Genomic DNA, 15389 nt, shown 5'->3' with positions numbered 1-15389 from the left:
ACGATCGAACGGGAGCAACCCGATGCACGATGAACGGTCGCAGGCGGCGGACCAGCACGCACAGGGGGTGGCGTCCCGGTGACGCGCGCCAAGGCACTGCGGGTGCGCGGCAGGCCGGTCCCACGCGGGCGTTTCCCGCACGTCAAAAGGGCGGGAGACTTCCTGTACGTGTCCGGCACGAGCTCCCGCAGGGCCGACAACACCTTCGTCGGCGTGCAGGTGGACGGCCTGGGAGCGACCGATCTGGACATCCGCGAGCAGACCCGCGCGGTGATCGAGAACATTGGCGACATCCTCAAGGCCGCCGGCGGATCGCTGGCCGATCTCATCCAGATCACCACTTACCTGGTGAACATGAACGACTTCAAGGGCTACAACGAGGTCTACGCCGAGTTCTTCGACGAGGAGGGGCCGACCAGGACGACGGTGGCCGTCCACCAGCTCCCCCATCCGCACCTGCTGATCGAGATGCAGGCCGTCGCCTACCATCCACAGGAGCGATCATGAGCCGGCTCAGTGACCAGGCACCGGATCGCGAGCGCTGCCTCGCCCTGGACGCCGAAGACCCGCTGCGGCACTTCCGGCACGAGTTCACGCTGCCCGAAGGCGTCATCTACCTGGTCGGCAACTCGCTGGGCGCGCTGCCCAAGAGGACTCCCGAGCGGGTGCGGCAGGCGGTGGAGGACGAGTGGGGCGCCCGCCTCGTCGGCGGCTGGAACAGCGCCGGCTGGTACGACCAGCCGCTGACCGTGGGGGACCGGATCGCGCCCCTCATCGGCGCGGGGCCCGGCCAGGTCGTCGCGGGCAACACCACCTCCATCGCGATCCACCAGGCGGTGGCGGCGGCGCTGCGGCTGCGCCCCGGCCGCCGGGTGATCGTCTCCGACGCGCGCAACTTCCCCACCGACCACTACATGGTCGAAGGGCTCGCCGGCGCGCTCGGCGGCCACGAGATCCGCGACTTCGCCGCGGGCCGGTTCGACGACGCGGCCGTGGTGCTGCTGTCGGAGGTCGACTACCGCACCGGCGAGCGCCACGACGTGCCCGAGGTGACCGCCCGGGTGCACGCGGCGGGCGCGCTGATGATCTGGGACGTGTGCCACAGCGTCGGCGCCCTCCAGGTGGACGTCTCGGCCGCCGACTTCGCGGTCGGATGCACGTACAAGTATCTGAACGCGGGGCCGGGGGCGCCGGCCTTCCTCTACGTCAACCCGCGCCATCACGCCGGCGCGGAGAACGTGCTGTCCGGCTGGCACTCGCACGCCGAGCCGTTCGCGTTCGAGGCCCACTACCGTCCCGCCGAGGGGATCAGGCGGTTCGCGGTGAGCACGCCGCACGTGCTGTCGTTCGCGGCGCTGGAGGCGGCTCTCGACGTGTGGGAGCGGGTGCCGCTCGACCTGCTGCGCGCCAAGAGCGTGGCGCTGGGCGCGCTCCTCGTCGACCTCGTCGGCGACGCGCTGGAGCTCGCCTCGCCCGCCGACCCGGACCGGCGCGGCAGCCACGTCAGCTTCCGCCACCCCGACGGGTATCCGGTGATGCGGGCGCTGATCGACCGGGGGGTGCACGGCGACTTCCGCGCCCCCGACGCCCTCCGCTTCGGGCTCGCCCCGCTCTACACCCGCTACGTGGACGTGTACGACGCCGCAGTCATGCTGCGGGAAGTGCTGGACAAAGAGCTCTGGCGGGACGAGAGGTACACCCGGCGGCTGGCGGTCACCTGAGCCGGGTACTCTTTGGCAGGTGCCCACAAGGCACCTGTCAATGTTCGCCCGCGTCACCGTGCGGCCTGCGCACGAGCGGGTTCGGCGGGAGCGCGCGCTCGGCTCTGGGAGACCCCCGCCATGCTGCTGACCTTCGTGGTCACCACCCTCGTGATGATCATGATCCCCGGCCCCGACGCGGCCCTGATCATGCGCAGTTCCCTCGCCCACGGCCGGGTGGCCGGACTGCTGACCATGCTCGGCGGCCTGCTCGGGCTGTCCGTGCACGCCGCCGCCGCGGCGATCGGCCTGTCGGCCCTGCTGGTGGCCTCGCCCGCCGCGTTCACCGCCGTCCGCGCACTCGGCATCTGCTATCTGCTCTGGCTCGGCGTGCACGCCCTGCTGTCCGGCCCCGCCAAGGCCGACCGGCTCCCCGAGGCGGCGCCGGGCGGCTCCGCCTTCGGGCACGTGCGCAGGGGACTGCTGTCCAACCTGCTCAACCCCAAGGTCCTGCTGCTGTTCGTGACGTGGCTGCCGCAGTTCCTCCCGGCGCACGGCGACGCCCTGGGCGGCGCGCTGCTGCTGTCGGGCATCGTCGCCCTGCTGTACGCGCTCTGGTTCAGCCTCTACAACCTGATCGTGGACCGGGCGGGCACACTGCTGCGCACCCCGCGCGTCCGCGCCAGGATCGAGCGCGTCACCGGCGTGCTGCTGGTCGGCTTCGCGCTACGGCTGGCCGTCCAGTAGCTTGATCGCCCGCTTCGGGGCGATCGCCCGGTAGCTCTCCTCCACCCAGTCGAGCAGCACCTCGGTCTCCGGCAGCTCGGCCAGGAACGGCACGGTCACCCAGCCGGCCTTGCCGAGCCCGTAGCCGCTCGGCGCCGCCCCTTCGATGGTCAGCGCGTGGCCGTGCGTCTCCGACAGGAGCTTCACCCCGAAGCTCGGGTCCCACTTGTCGGTCTTCTCGTCGATGCCGAGAAAGAGGAAGACCTTCTTGTTCACCTTGATGACCGTGTCGCCCCACGGGTGGTCCTCATGGGCCTCGGGGAGCCCGAGCGCGAACGCGCGGAGCTCCTCGCGTACGTCGTGCCAGTCACTCATGCCTGGACGCTACCGCCACTCGGCCAGCTTGCGGTCGATGCCGTCCCTGATCCGCTCCCGCGCCTCCATCCGGGGCACGCCCGCCATGAGCAGCCGGTCGTAGTCGGTGTCCAGGTGCCTGACGGAGGCGACCACCGCCAGCGTGATCGCGTTCTCGTCGAGCGCGCGGGCGGCGGCCGTGCGCCCCACCCGGCCGCTGCCGCGCAGCCCGGCGTGCTCGGCGATCTCGCGGGCCCGCTCCGGCGGGCAGCCGGGGAACAGCCGGGCGATCTGGGCCGCCATCCGCGCCTGGTACTCGACGTCCTGCTCGGCCCGGCGCACCGCGTCGCGGTCGCGGCGGCGCAGCCGCGCGTCCTCGTCGGCCAGGCAGCGCTCCTCGGCCCGGGTCAGGGCCGCCTCCTCCACCAGCAGGCCGTTGCGCTGATAGACCTTGCGCCGCCGGTTGTAGCGCACCACCACCGCCGACAGGCCGCTCTCCTGCTTGGCCCGGCGGCTCAGCGCCGCGTTGCCCGACGGCAGGAACACCAGATGGTCCAGATCCGCGCAGGTCAGGCAGCAGGCGTCGGCATCCTCCATGATCAGGTAGGGGCCGGTGTCACCGCAGGAGGCGCACACCCAGGTCTCCAGCGGGGCCACGACCACCAGGTCCGGCGCCTTGCTCTGCCGCTCGACCAGCCGCTTGACCCGCGCCTCGCTGAGATCGGGAGACAGCCAGTGCACCTGGAACGCCTCCTGCTCGTGCCGCGTCGTGAAGCGCAGCGGGCTGCGGTCCCGGCTGCCGGACACGTACGGTGTCGGCACCGGCCGCAGACCCCTGGCCTGCGCCCAGTCCCGCAGGAGCGCCACCGTCGTCACCAGGCGGTCCTCGTCGACCGCCGCGAGCTCGGCGAGCGTGGCCGCGCGGCCCTGGCGCCAGAGATCGACATGGCGCGAGCGCAGCCAGCGCAGGCCCGTCACCACATCGATGAACGTCACGTACTTGTGGTCGGTCAGCGCGATCTCGGCTGCCTCGGCGACCCTGCGGGCGAGGTTCGGCTTGCTCACGTCCCTCAGTGTGCCGCCCCTTTGTCGGCGGGTGGGCATCCCTTGTGCCGATCGCGGCAAGTAAGCGGGCATCGTGCTTCTGCTTATGGGGGGAAAGCGTGCGCCTGCTCTGGCCTGCCGTACTCGTGCTCGTCACGTCCTGCGGAGCGACGGAGGGCGGGACACTGCCCGTGGTGACCGGCACGTTCGGCACCAGGCCGGTCGTCTCCATCCCCAGGGGCAAGCCCGGACGCCTGCCCAGGATGGCGGTGCTCAGCACCGGGAGCGGACGCCGCACCATGCCCGGCGACGTGGTGCTCGCCGACGTCGAGATCCGCCGGTGGACGGACAACACGCCGCACCTGAACACCTACGACGCCAACCAGCCCGCCACGGTCGTCTTCGACGGGCGGCGCGTCCCCGACACCTGGAGCCAGGTGCTCATCGGGCAGCCGGCGGGCAGCCGGGTGCTGCTGGTCGGCCCCGCCGCGCAGGTGCTCGGGCCCGACATGGACCCCGGCGGGATGGGAGCGGCGGAGACGCTGGTGGCCGTCTTCGACGTCCTCGGCGGCTACCCGCCGGACGCCCGCCTGGTCGGCCGGCCGCTGCCCGCGGTGCCCGCCGACCTGACGCCCATGACCCCGCCCCGCACCCTGATCGGCGGTTCCGGCGCCGAGGTGCGTGACGGGGCCAAGGTCATCGTGCAGTACGTGGCGGCCGCGTGGCCCTCACGCGCGGCGGTGGACTCCTCCTACCGCCGGGGCGGCCCGAGCGCCTTCACGCTCGTGCCGGGGGCCGTGCCGCCCGGCTGGCTGACCGGGCTGGGGGGCCAGAGGGTGGGGGCCCGCGTCACCTTCGGCTCGCCCATGAGCGGATACCCGGAGGGGACGGGCGGGCCGAGGCTCTACGTCATCGACATCCTGGACGCGATCTAGCCGCCGCAGTGCTCGAAGGGGCTGTCGTAGGCCGAGGCGCCGGCCTTGCCGCCCCACTTGACGCACGTGCCGGGGGCCGTGGCCTTGACCGGTCCGGCGTAGTAGGAGAAGTCGCCCGAGTCGGTCTTCCTCGCGCTGCCCTGGACCTCCAGGTAGGCGGAGGTGGCGGTGGCCTGGCCGAGTGAGGTCAGCTTCATCGTGGCCACGCAGTTCTGGCCGTTGGCGGTGTTGTAGAGCAGGTGGACCGTGCCCGCCGTGCCGAGGGCGGCCGAGTCGATCACCTTGAAGCCGCTGCCGCAGACCTCCTCGGGGGTGTGCGGGTTACCGCCGCCGTTGGTCACGTAGTTCATGTACGTGGTCCAGTTCCAGTGCGGGCCGGGATCGGTGTGGTCGGTGCCGGGCACCTGGACGTGGCCGACGATGTGCGTGCGGTTCTTCGGGATGCCGTACCTGTCGGCGATGTTCCGGGTCAGCGCCGCCGAGGCCCGGTACATCTGGTCGGTGAACCACGAGGCGTTGTTCACGTAGCCCTCGTGCTCGATGCCGACCGAGCGCCTGTTGTACTCGCCGGCGTGGAAGGCGCGGTCCTTCTCCCGCACCATCTGCGTGATCTGGCCGTCGGACGAGCGCACCACGTAGTGCGAGGCCACCCTGGCCGCCGGGTTCTGGAACCACGAGATCGTGCCCGCGTACGTGCCCTGAGCGACGTGGATGACGATCCGGTCGATCGCGTCACCGGCCGGGCGGTCGGACACCGCGTATCCGGCGGCGTTCGCCGCGACCCAGCGGGCGCCCGGATAGTCCGTGGCCGCCGCCAGCCTGCGCGGAGCCTCGGCGTACTCACCCAGGTCGGGATCGACGGCCTGCGGCCTGACCCGTACGCCCCGGGCGTCGACCCCGCCGGCCAGGGTCTCGTAGACGGCGTCGGCGTAGATCTTGGCCGTGTCGTCGGCGGCGGCGTGGCTGTAGGCGGCCACCGTGGGGTACCAGGCGCCGGCGTCCTTGCGCTCGGCGGCGCTCAGCCCGAGGGCGTCGGCCTGGGCGCGCAGCACGGCCGCGCCGCCGAGCACGTTGGCGGCGTCGTCGGACTTCAGCTCGGCCACCGGCTTGGCGGTGAGCTTGGCGGCCTCCTCCAGGGTGTGCGTGGCGGGGTTGCTGACCAGGTGCATGACGCCGTAGCCGCCGCTGGCACTGGGCTCGCCGGCGTGGCCGTCGAGCCGGGACTCGGCGTAGGCGACCGCCACGAGCAGGTCGCGTGGCACGTCGTAGGTGGCGGCGGCCTTGTCGAAGGCGTCGGACAGGGGATTCTCCGCCGCCTGGGCGGCCTGCTGACCGGACATGACGAGCAGTCCGGCGACGATCAGGATCTTGGCTTTCACGATCCGCTGTGCTCCTAGAACGGTTGGCGGGATCCGGCGGGGTGGCGCGTCGAGCGCTAGCTGCCGCAGTGCTCGAAGGGGCTGTCGTAGGCGGCGGCGCCGACCTTGCCGCCCCACTTGACGCACGTGCCTGGCGCGGCGGCGGTGACGGGCCCGGCGTAGTAGGAGTAGTCGCCGGCGTCGGTCTGCCTGGTGCCGCCCTGGACCTCCAGGTAGGCGGAGGTGGCGGTGGCCTGGCCGAGCGAGGTCTGCTTCATCGTGACCACGCAGTTCCTGCCGTTGGCGGTGTTGTAGAGCAGGTGGACCGTGCCGGCCGAGCCGAGGGCGGCCGAGTCGATCACGCTGTAGCCGGAGCCGCAGACCTCCGCGGGTGTGTACGGGTTGCTCGCGCCGCCGCAGTTGCGCGAGGTCAGCGTCTGGTTCGGATAGCCGAACGTGGTGCCGTTGAAGACGGCCTGGCGGATGTTGCCCGGGTAACCGGAGCCCTGCCGGACCTCGTAGTGCAGATGGGCGCTGATGTTGTTGCCTGGCCTGCTGGTCCGGCCCACGGTGCCGATCTGCTGGCCCTGCGAGACGCTCTGGCCCACGCTGACGGAGCGGGCGTCCAGGTGGGCGTAGTACGTGGTCCAGCCACTGCCGTGGTCGATCTTGACCAGGTTGCCGAAACCGTTGGTCGAGCCCTGGTGCGCGGAGATGGACACGGTGCCGGCCGCGGCCGCCACGACGGTGTCGCCGAGGTCGGCGTTGGCCGAATCGCCCCGGTTGAAGTCGATCTCGTACGACCGGTGCGCGCTGCTCTGGTCGGAGTTGCCCGTCCAGCTCTGGCCGCAGGGGAAGGGCAGTTGGAAGTTGGTGGCGAGAATCCGCGCCTGCTCCGATCCGGCCTCACGGTCTGCGGAGGCCGCCGACGCTGTTCCGAGGCTGACGAACAGGGCGATGCCCGCGACCATTGCGCCGCTGAACCTCATGGGGGTGATCCTTTCGGGAGGGATCTCTGGCACCAGAGTCGGGATAAGCCGCACAGAAAACGTCCAGAACCGGTACAAAAAGCTGTCAGGTCTCCAAAAGGAGCTGGTGCGTCATGACGGTCACCTTCCGTGTGCTCGGAGCGCTGGAAGTCCGGTCGGCGGGGCGAGCCGTCCGTGTCTCCGGCAGGAAGCCCAAGCTGCTGCTCGCCACACTGCTGCTCGACGCCGGTCGCGTGGTCAGCGCCGACCAGCTGGTGGAGGTGCTCTGGCCACGGCACCCGCCACGCTCCGCGCAGGCCAACCTGCGCACCTACGTCAGCTCGCTCCGGTCCGACCTGGCCGGAGCCGACCCCGGCGCCGCGAACCTGCTGCGCGGCGACGGCTCGGGCTACGCCATCGACGTGCCGGAGGGCGATCTCGACCTGCTGACCTTCGAGGACCTGGCGGGCCGGGCCCGCTACGAGGACGCGCTCGCGCTCTGGCGGGGCGCGCCCCTGGCCGACCTGCCCGGCCACCCCCTGTGGGACCGCCGCCTCGAACCCCTGCAGGAGATGCGCTTACACGCCGCCGAGCGGCTCATCGGCCGGCGCGTCGAACGCGGGGACCACGCCGGCGCGGTCAGCGAACTGCGAGCCCTGCTGACCGAGCACCCGTACCGGGAGGACCTGTGGGGCCGGCTGCTGCTCGCCCTGCACGCCGGCGGCAGGAAGGCCGAGGCGCTGCGGGCCTACGCGGCCGTCCGCGCCCGGCTGGTGGACGAGCTCGGCGTCGAGCCCGGCGTGGACCTGCGCCGCGCCTACGAGACGATCCTCGCCGACGAGCCCCCGCCCCCGGTGCCCCACCAGCTCCCACCGGACGTGCCCGACTTCACCGGCCGGAGCGAGGAGCTGGCCGCGCTGGCCCGGCCGTTCACGATCGCCGTGATCTCCGGGGCGCCGGGCGCCGGCAAGTCCACCCTCGCCGTCCACGCCGCGCACGCCCTGCGCGGCCGCTTCCCCGCCGGGCAGCTCTACCTCGACCTCGACGGCAAGGAGCCGGCCGAGCTGCTGGCCGAGGCGCTCCGCGCCCTCGGCGCCGACAACCCGCCCGCCACGGTGCACGAGCGCTCGGCCCTGCTCCGCTCGCTGCTCGCCGAGCGGCCGATGCTGATGCTGCTCGACGAGGCGCTGGACGCGGCCCAGGTACGGCCACTGCTGCCGGGCAACGACTGCGCCGTGATCGTCACCAGCCGGCGCCGGATCACCGAGCTGCCCGGCGCCCTGCAGATCGACCTGGGCGAGCTGCCGACCGAGGAGGCGCTGCTGCTCCTCGGCCGGATCGCGGGCGCCGGCCGGGTGGCCCGCGAGCGCGAGGAGGCCCTGGCCATCGTGTCCGCCTGCGGAGGGCTGCCGCTGGCGCTCAGGAGCGCGGGCGCACGGCTGGCGGGACGGCCCGGCTGGTCGCTGGCGGTGCTCAGGCAGCGGCTCACCGACGACCGGCTCGGCGAGCTGAAGGAGGTGCGGGCCAGCCTCGACCGCAGCTACCGCTACCTGCCGGACGACGCGGCCAGCACCCTGGGCACCCTGGGTTTGCTCGGCGCGTCCGCCCAGCCGGGCTGGGTGGTCGGCCCCGCGCTCGACCGGCAGCGCGCCGACGACATCACCGACCTGCTGGTGGACGTGAACCTGCTGGAGCTGGCCGGCACCGACCCGGTGGGCCAGCCGCGCTACCGGGTGCCCGACCTGATCCGCCGCCACGCGCTCGGCCGCGAGCCCGACCGGGCCGGCCTGGCCAGGGTGCTGGCCGCCTGGACCGCGACCACCGAGCACGCCATGGAACGCCTGCCGACCACGGTCTTCAGCCTCACCACGGCGGTCGTGCCCCGCTGGCGGCTGCCCGAGCCCACGCTGGAGCGGTTGACCTCGGACCCGCTGTCCTGGTTCGACGCCGAGCACGACGCCCTCGCCGCGGCGGTCGACGTGGCGGCACAGGCGGGGCTGGCCGCCTCGGCATGGGGACTGGCCGCCGCCATGGTCCCGTACCTCGATCTGCACTGCCACCTGGACACCTGGCAGCGCACGCACGGCGTCGCGCTGGCCGCCGCGCGCGCGGCGGGGGACACCTACGGCGAGGCCGCCATGCTCAGGGGCCTGGCGCAGGTCGCCCTCTACCAGGACCGGTACGAAGAGGCCGCCGACGGCTTCACCCGCTCCCGTCGGCTGTTCCGCGAGCTGGGCGACACGCGGGCGGAGGCCACCTCGGTCTGCGGGCTGGGCGCGGTCAGCCAGTTCCGTGGCGGCCAGGCCCGCTCGCTCGGCCACTTCAGGCAGGCCCTGGCCATGTTCCTGGCGGCCGGGGACCAGCACGGCGAGGCCTTCGCCCGGCAGGCGATCGGCCGCGCCTGCCTGAAGTCCGGCGACCTCGCGCAGGCGTCGGAGTCACTCGGCCAGGCCATGCGGCTGGCCCAGGAGCTCGGCGACGCGCACCGCGAGGGCTGCGTCTGCCTCCAGATGGGCAACCTGCACCAGGCCATGTCCTTCCACCGGCACGCGCTGGAGATCTTCGAGTCGCTCGGCGACCGGCACTGCGGGGCGTACGCGCTGCAGAGCCTGGCCGGGCTGCAGGTGGCGCGCGGCGAGCTGGCGCCGGCCTCCGCCGGGCTGGAACGCTCGCTGCTGGTCTTCCAGGAGCTGGGGGACCGCAGCGGCGAGGCCTCCACCACCCAGCTGCTGGGCGAGCTGCACCGCTCGGCCGGCCGTACCGGATTGGCCCTCGACTACCTCAAGCACGCCAGCGAGCTGCGCCGCGCACTGCCCGTGTGAGCCGGCCGTGTGAGCTATCCCCTGGACACGAAGCGGCGCAGCAGGCGCCGGAACCGGGACTCCTGGGCGGCCCCCTGGAGCGCGGCCAGGGACTCCGCGGCGCTCGGGCGCTTGGCCGGGGAGTGGTCGAGCATCCGGCGCACCACCTCGGGCACGTCGGGACCGTGCGCGTCGGCGCTGGTCGGCAGCTCGCCGGTGAGGAGCTGGTAGGCGATCACCCCGGCGGCGTAGACGTCGGAGGCGGCGGTCATCCGGTCGGGCCGCTCCTGGCATTCGGGCGCGACGTAGTGGGCGTCGAGCACGTTGTGCAGCTCGTGGGCCACGGTGTAGTCGCGCGGGCCTGGCTTGGCGTAGTCGAAGCCGGTGAGGACGGCGTGCCCGTCGTCGGTCACCAGCACGCTGGCCGGGGTGAGCGCGCGGTGGATGACGCCGTGGGCGTGCGCGTGGGCCAGGCCGCCGAGCATGTCCTGGATCACGCTCAGCCGCACCCCCTTGCCCAGGCGCAGGTGCAGCGCCTGCCCGTGCACGTCGTCGAGCACCAGCACGAACCGGCTCTCGTCGTCGATGGCGAAGAAGTCACGTGAGCGCACCACGCACGGGTGGGGCGGGATCCTGGCCAGCGTCTGGTAGGCGTTGGCGATCCGCTGCCGCTCCGCGGCCCGCCCGGCCTGGTCGGCCAGCGGGTCGGCTTGGTAGACCCGCAGCAGCACGGTCTCGCTGCCGGGCAGGGTGACGTTGAAGGCGCGGTATTCGGTGGTCTTGGCGTCGCCGCCGAGCCGCTCCTGGACCTCCCAGTTGCCGAACCTGGGGGGCGCGGTGCTGCGCCGCACGGTCTGGTTGAGCGCGTCGAGAATGGCCGTCATGTACGGTCTGGCGTCGGGACTGCATCCCCGCCTGACCCGGGAGACGTCGCTCAGCGTGGTGATCAGCCGTGGCAGGTCGGTGGCGTTGGCGGCGTCGCGCCCCGCCGGGTCGACGAGCTCGGCGTCGGGTGAGGTGAGCACCACCAGGCTGTCGACGTAGACCCGTTCGAGCTGGGTGGCCTTGGAGACGAGCAGGCCCTTGAGCGCCTTGGCGGTGCCGCGCAGCTTGGTCGCCGGAGAGCCGAAGGCCTCCCTGCGGGAGGGGAACCAGCGCGATCCCGACACCTCGATGCGGCCACGGGTGCCCTTGACGTCGACCAGCACGAGCGAGTGGCCGGTCAGCACGAGCAGGTCGACCTCGAAGACGTCCTCGCCGCGCGGAACCTCGACGTTGTGCAGCAGCAGCCATTCGGCCGGCGCCTGATCCCGCAGGTGGGAGATCACCCGCCGCTCGGCGTCGTTGACCGGATGTCCTCCGCCGACGATCTCTGCCATGGGCTCTATCCTCGCACGGGAATGAGTTGACAACATACTGTCTAAATGACAACATACTGTCATGAGTGAAACGAAGAAGACGGTCCTGGTCGGCGTTTACGACACCATGGCCGATTGGGAGGTCGGCCACGCGACCGCCCACCTCCGCAGCGGCCGCTTCCACCGCGAGCCGGGCGGCTACGAGATCGTCACCGTGGGGCTCACCGCAGAGCCGATCACTGGGCCGATCGTCAGCATGGGCGGCCTGCGCGTCACCCCCGACCGCACGCTGGACCGGCTCTCGCCGCAGGAGGGCGCGATGCTCATCCTGCCCGGCGCCGACCTGTGGGACGCCGGCGACGACCTGGCGCCGTTCGCCCGCAAGGCCCGCGAGTTCCTCGACGCGGGCGTCCCCGTCGCGGCCATCTGCGGAGCGGTCGCCGGTCTGGCCCGCGAAGGCCTGCTCGACGAGCGCGACCACACCAGCGCCGTCGTCCACTACCTGATGGCCCAGGAGGGCTACGCGGGGGCGGGGCACTACCTCGACGAGGACGCGGTCACCGGCGGTGACCTGATCACCGCCGGGCCCACCGAGCCGGTGGCCTTCGCCCGCGAGGTCTTCCGCAGGCTCGGCGTCTACACGCCTGAGGTCCTCGACGCGTGGTACCGGCTGTTCGCCAGGAGCGACGCCTCCGCCTACGACGTGCTGATGTCGGCATGAGCGAGCCGCTGACCTCGGGCGACCTGCTCTCCGGCACCGCGCTGGCCGTCTTCCGGCTCAACGGCCGGTTCCTGGAGATCTCCGAGCGGCTGGCCCGGCCGGTCGGGCTGACGGCGGCCTGGTGGCAGGTGCTCGGCGCGGTCCTGCGCGAGCCGCTGCCCGTCGCGGGCATCGCCAGGACCATGGGCATGACCCGCCAAGGTGTGCAGCGGATCGCCGACCTGCTGGTGGAGAAGGGCCTGGCCGAATACCTGCCCAACCCCGCGCACCGCCGGGCCAAGCTGCTCAGGCCCACCTCCGAGGGCCGCGCGGCGATCAGCGAGATCGACCCCGCCCACCAGGAGCTCGCCGACAGGCTCGCCGCCGAGCTGGGCCTGGAGGGCTTCCAGGAGTCGCTGGAGGCCCTGCACCGCCTCTCAGCGGCCCTGGACCGGCTCGACTGACTTGCCTCTCAGCGGCCCTGGACCGGCTCGACCGACCGCCTCTCAGCGGCTCTGAACCGGATCGACCGACCACAGGCGGGCGCGGGGCTTGAAGACCGACAGGGCCGTCGAGGTCAGGAGCATGGCGAGCTGGCAGCCCAGCACGGCGACCTGCCCCCACTGCCGCGTGGCCGCGGCCCGGATCCCGCCCTCGGTGGCCGCGGCCATGCCCTCGGGGTCGAACAGGAACATCCCCAGGCAGATCGTCGCCACCAGCAGCGCCAGCTTGGCCGCCACCCAGACGTGCCGCAGCAGCCCCCAGTGGCTGGTCAGGCCGAGCAGGACACCGGTGGCCAGCGAGACCAGGCTGAGCGGGATCCCGCCGGCGAACACCAGCGCGGGCATCAGCAGATAAGCGGCGTGCGCGAGACCGGGATCGTCGGTGAGCGTCGCCGCGGTATTCAGCACGACCAGTCCCCACACCTCACCCAGCAAAGCCACCGAGGCGACAATGTGGATCGCCACCACGGTCTTGCGAACGCGCGGGCGCATGGCTCTCATCATTACCTCCGTGTTCGCCGATCTCCTGGCCATCGTGGCTGGCCGGAGCCGTACGCACGTCGGTCTACGGGCGGTTCTCCGGCTACACCCCCAGGCGTAGTACGCCCGCGCGTTTCCCAAAGAGCCGGTTGATCATTGCCTAACCGGAGGTTCTGGAACGGCTACGTCATTCTCGCGGCAGGCCAAATGAATGCCTTTTCGACAGCGGCCAGGATGGCGTATGGGCGTACCCGTTCAGCGGCTCCCGAAATCCGTAGACCAAGAAAACGAGGTGGCTCCTTGACCTCGGCCTGAGGAGAATCAGTTGCGGTTCTGGGCCGCTGCCGGGACAGTAATTGGCGGCACCTCACAGCCCTGCAGAAACGACTATGGCGCTGGAATACCGCGCCGATCAATGGAGGATACAGAACATGATCCGTCGCATTCTCGCCGGTGCAGCCATCGTGGGGGTCGCGCTCGGCTTCTCCGCCAGTGCCGCCTCGGCCCATGTCGGCCCGAACACCCTCAACGATGGCTATGCTGTGCTCAGCCAGTTCAGCATCATCGACGACATCACGGTGCTCAACGACGTCGCCAACGACTCGATCAAGTACATCAACGTCGGCAGCGCCGGCAACCTGCAGAACATCGACCTGGACCTGCTGACCAACCAGAAGGACACCTTCGACCGCCACCACTAGGCCCGTCCGCGGCGAAGGCACGCGAGAAGTCGTGCCCAGCTCACCGGTCGATACCGGTGAACCGCCGGCCAGGTCCGTCTCACGTTTGAACGCGTGAGGTGATTTCCGGAAAAGCGACCGTGGATACTCGAGGCCACGGGCCGCTCGGTGCGCACCGTCCGGCCGGCCGGCGGGCGGCCCGGGTGACCTGACTCAAGAGCAGGTGACCCGGGCTCGTCCCTATTCCGTGCCGCCGGGCCTGACCACTCCCAGGAAGGTCGGCCTGTCCAGCGGCTCCACCCGCACCGACGCCCCGGTGAAGGGGGCGTTGACCATCCGCTCGGCGTCCACGACCAACCCGACGTGCTCGGGGCCACGCCGGCCGGGGTTACTGTCGTAGAAGACCAGATCTCCCGGCCGCAGTCGCTCCCTCGGCACGCGGGTGCCCTGGCGCCACTGCTGCCATGTGGTGCGGCCGATCAGCACGCCGGCGCTCGCCCAGGCGTACTGCGTCAAACCGGAGCAGTCGAATCCGCGGGTCCCGGCGCCACGGCCGACTCCATGACTCGGCCCGTGCACCCCGCCACCGCCCCACGAGTAGGGGACCCCGACCATTTCCATCGCGGCTCGCAATGCCATGCCGCCGGCGGCATAACGCATCCGCCCGGTCGCATTCGAATGGTTCGATCCGCATCGCGCCTCGTCCTGATATGCGCAGCGGGCCATCACGGCGGTCGGGCCGATTATTTCCGGGAACGTGAACCAGCCGCCTGTCATGGCCATCAGGATAAGCGTTCTTGCTATCCGCATGGCTATTCACCGCTTCTGTGACTCGTTTCGCGCCCACCCCTTGCCGGCCAGGCGCCCATGGAGACGTTCACCCTGCATTTTTCCTCCCCATCAATAGCGATAAAACACCCTTTGGTGAGGCTGGATCCGCATGTGGCCATAACATGAAAAATAACAGGCACAAGCGGCCCGACATATGCCGAAAAATCCGGGCATGGAGGGTGGGCTGGAAATCCTCGGGAACAGGAATTCGGTTTTTACTTATGTTTGGGCCCAATGGCTTGTGGGTCCTGCCGAGATGCTGGATTGTTGTCGGCGGCATCTCGATTCCCAGTGAGCACGATGAAGCGCATCCTCGCGCGGATTCCATCCGAAGGAGTAGTACACAAATGATGCGTCGTATCCTCGCCGGTGCCGCCATGGCCGGAATGCTGCTCGGCCTCTCCGCCACCGCGGCCTCGGCCACAGTCGGCCCCGGCACGGCCAACAAGGGCTACGAGGTCCTGAGCCAGTGGTCGGTCATCGACGACGTGACCCTGGCCAATGACGTCCTGAACGACTCCGTGAAGTACGTCAACCTCATCAGCGCGCTGAACCTGCAGAACGTCGACGCAGACCTGCTGAGCAACCAGTTCAAGACGAGCGACCGCCACCACTAGGAGCGGGCGCCGCTCCCCGGGTGGCACGACACCACGGCATCTCGCCGGCCACGCCCCCTTCCTGGCGAACATCCTGGACGCAGGGTGCCAGCGCGTGGCCGAGCGTCGGGGTCCACCACCACCGGGAGAGCGCACCGATCATCCCCGACGGCCCCGGCACCTCGCGTGCCGGGGCCGTTCGGCGTTCCGGTCTATGAAAGCTTCGCAATTCGGTCATTACTTCCTGAAAAGCACATTCCTAGATGACTTCCCTGTAATCTGGTTCTCGGTCACTGCCGATGCGGTCACCTTCGACAGCGCCTCCGGACTGGGGGCATTCGCTCGTGACACAGCG

Annotated in this window: 16 protein-coding genes; 9 read left to right on the top strand and 7 right to left on the bottom strand. The window is 71.1% G+C overall.

Going from position 1 to position 15389, the window contains the following annotated elements; all coding sequences use genetic code 11:
- The first annotated feature begins 78 nt into the window (after window positions 1-78).
- The 3 genes from ACTMTF_RS38860 (at window position 79) to ACTMTF_RS38850 (ending at window position 2447) form a co-directional block, all read left to right on the top strand.
- On the top strand, window positions 79-507 hold the full coding sequence (locus ACTMTF_RS38860) for a RidA family protein (protein ID WP_397014076.1): 429 nt from the start codon (window positions 79-81) through the stop codon (window positions 505-507).
- Window positions 504-1721, top strand: coding sequence for a kynureninase (gene kynU, locus ACTMTF_RS38855; protein WP_441115134.1), 1218 nt, complete (start codon window positions 504-506; stop codon window positions 1719-1721). The genes ACTMTF_RS38860 and kynU overlap by 4 nt, the downstream gene beginning before the upstream one ends.
- Before the next feature lie 120 nt (window positions 1722-1841).
- A complete protein-coding gene (locus tag ACTMTF_RS38850; RefSeq protein ID WP_441115133.1) occupies window positions 1842-2447 on the top strand; it encodes a LysE family translocator in 606 nt (201 codons plus the stop codon).
- Here the strand turns inward: ACTMTF_RS38850 and ACTMTF_RS38845 are convergent.
- Both ACTMTF_RS38845 and ACTMTF_RS38840 read right to left on the bottom strand, forming a co-directional pair.
- Window positions 2427-2801, bottom strand: a complete 375-nt coding sequence (locus ACTMTF_RS38845) for an MmcQ/YjbR family DNA-binding protein (RefSeq protein ID WP_441115132.1) — start codon at window positions 2799-2801, stop codon at window positions 2427-2429. The two genes, ACTMTF_RS38850 and ACTMTF_RS38845, sit on opposite strands and share 21 nt — an antisense overlap.
- A gap of 9 nt (window positions 2802-2810) precedes the next feature.
- Complete coding sequence (locus ACTMTF_RS38840) at window positions 2811-3845, bottom strand: DUF2293 domain-containing protein (RefSeq protein WP_441115131.1); 1035 nt, start codon at window positions 3843-3845, stop codon at window positions 2811-2813.
- Window positions 3846-3943: 98 nt separating this feature from the next.
- On the opposite strand from ACTMTF_RS38840, the gene ACTMTF_RS38835 reads away from it, so the two are divergent.
- A complete protein-coding gene (locus ACTMTF_RS38835) occupies window positions 3944-4759 on the top strand; it encodes an FKBP-type peptidyl-prolyl cis-trans isomerase (RefSeq protein ID WP_441115130.1) in 816 nt (271 codons plus the stop codon).
- Here ACTMTF_RS38835 and ACTMTF_RS38830 read toward each other — a convergent pair.
- Complete coding sequence (locus ACTMTF_RS38830; protein ID WP_441115129.1) at window positions 4756-6138, bottom strand: N-acetylmuramoyl-L-alanine amidase; 1383 nt, start codon at window positions 6136-6138, stop codon at window positions 4756-4758. The genes ACTMTF_RS38835 and ACTMTF_RS38830 overlap by 4 nt on opposite strands.
- A gap of 56 nt (window positions 6139-6194) precedes the next feature.
- Entirely contained in the window at window positions 6195-7106 is a 912-nt protein-coding gene (locus ACTMTF_RS38825; protein ID WP_441115128.1) for a M23 family metallopeptidase, read from the bottom strand.
- A 113-nt stretch (window positions 7107-7219) separates the two neighbouring features.
- Between ACTMTF_RS38825 and ACTMTF_RS38820 the strand changes: the two genes are divergently transcribed.
- Window positions 7220-9907: a BTAD domain-containing putative transcriptional regulator gene (locus ACTMTF_RS38820; RefSeq protein ID WP_441115127.1), complete on the top strand. Its 2688-nt coding sequence runs from the start codon at window positions 7220-7222 to the stop codon at window positions 9905-9907.
- Between the two features lie 14 nt (window positions 9908-9921).
- Here the strand turns inward: ACTMTF_RS38820 and mads6 are convergent, their stop codons facing one another.
- On the bottom strand, window positions 9922-11265 hold the full coding sequence (gene mads6 / locus ACTMTF_RS38815; protein WP_441115126.1) for a methylation-associated defense system protein kinase MAD6: 1344 nt from the start codon (window positions 11263-11265) through the stop codon (window positions 9922-9924).
- Between the two features lie 61 nt (window positions 11266-11326).
- Between mads6 and ACTMTF_RS38810 the strand changes: the two genes are divergently transcribed.
- Together ACTMTF_RS38810 and ACTMTF_RS38805 are read left to right on the top strand one after the other, a co-directional pair.
- Complete coding sequence (locus tag ACTMTF_RS38810) at window positions 11327-11965, top strand: DJ-1/PfpI family protein (protein WP_441115125.1); 639 nt, start codon at window positions 11327-11329, stop codon at window positions 11963-11965.
- On the top strand, window positions 11962-12408 hold the full coding sequence (locus tag ACTMTF_RS38805; RefSeq protein ID WP_441115124.1) for a MarR family winged helix-turn-helix transcriptional regulator: 447 nt from the start codon (window positions 11962-11964) through the stop codon (window positions 12406-12408). Before ACTMTF_RS38810 ends, ACTMTF_RS38805 begins: the two co-directional genes overlap by 4 nt.
- A 42-nt stretch (window positions 12409-12450) precedes the next feature.
- Here the strand turns inward: ACTMTF_RS38805 and ACTMTF_RS38800 are convergent, their stop codons facing one another.
- Window positions 12451-12939, bottom strand: a complete 489-nt coding sequence (locus ACTMTF_RS38800) for a hypothetical protein (RefSeq protein ID WP_441115123.1) — start codon at window positions 12937-12939, stop codon at window positions 12451-12453.
- 377 nt (window positions 12940-13316) lie between these two features.
- Between ACTMTF_RS38800 and ACTMTF_RS38795 the strand changes: the two genes are divergently transcribed.
- A complete protein-coding gene (locus ACTMTF_RS38795) occupies window positions 13317-13628 on the top strand; it encodes a hypothetical protein (RefSeq protein ID WP_441115122.1) in 312 nt (103 codons plus the stop codon).
- A gap of 219 nt (window positions 13629-13847) precedes the next feature.
- On the opposite strand, the gene ACTMTF_RS38790 is transcribed toward ACTMTF_RS38795, so the two are convergent.
- Window positions 13848-14384, bottom strand: coding sequence for a C40 family peptidase (locus tag ACTMTF_RS38790; protein ID WP_441115121.1), 537 nt, complete (start codon window positions 14382-14384; stop codon window positions 13848-13850).
- A gap of 401 nt (window positions 14385-14785) precedes the next feature.
- Here ACTMTF_RS38790 and ACTMTF_RS38785 point away from each other — a divergent pair, with 401 nt between their 5' ends.
- Entirely contained in the window at window positions 14786-15055 is a 270-nt protein-coding gene (locus ACTMTF_RS38785) for a hypothetical protein (RefSeq protein ID WP_441115120.1), read from the top strand.
- Window positions 15056-15389 lie beyond the last annotated feature (334 nt).

The sequence above is a fragment of the Nonomuraea sp. ZG12 genome (genome assembly GCF_052068115.1).
In the GTDB taxonomy this organism is placed as follows: Bacteria; Actinomycetota; Actinomycetes; order Streptosporangiales; family Streptosporangiaceae; genus Nonomuraea.
Note: the sequence above shows the minus strand (reverse complement) of the source record. Positions and strands in the feature narration are given on the sequence as shown.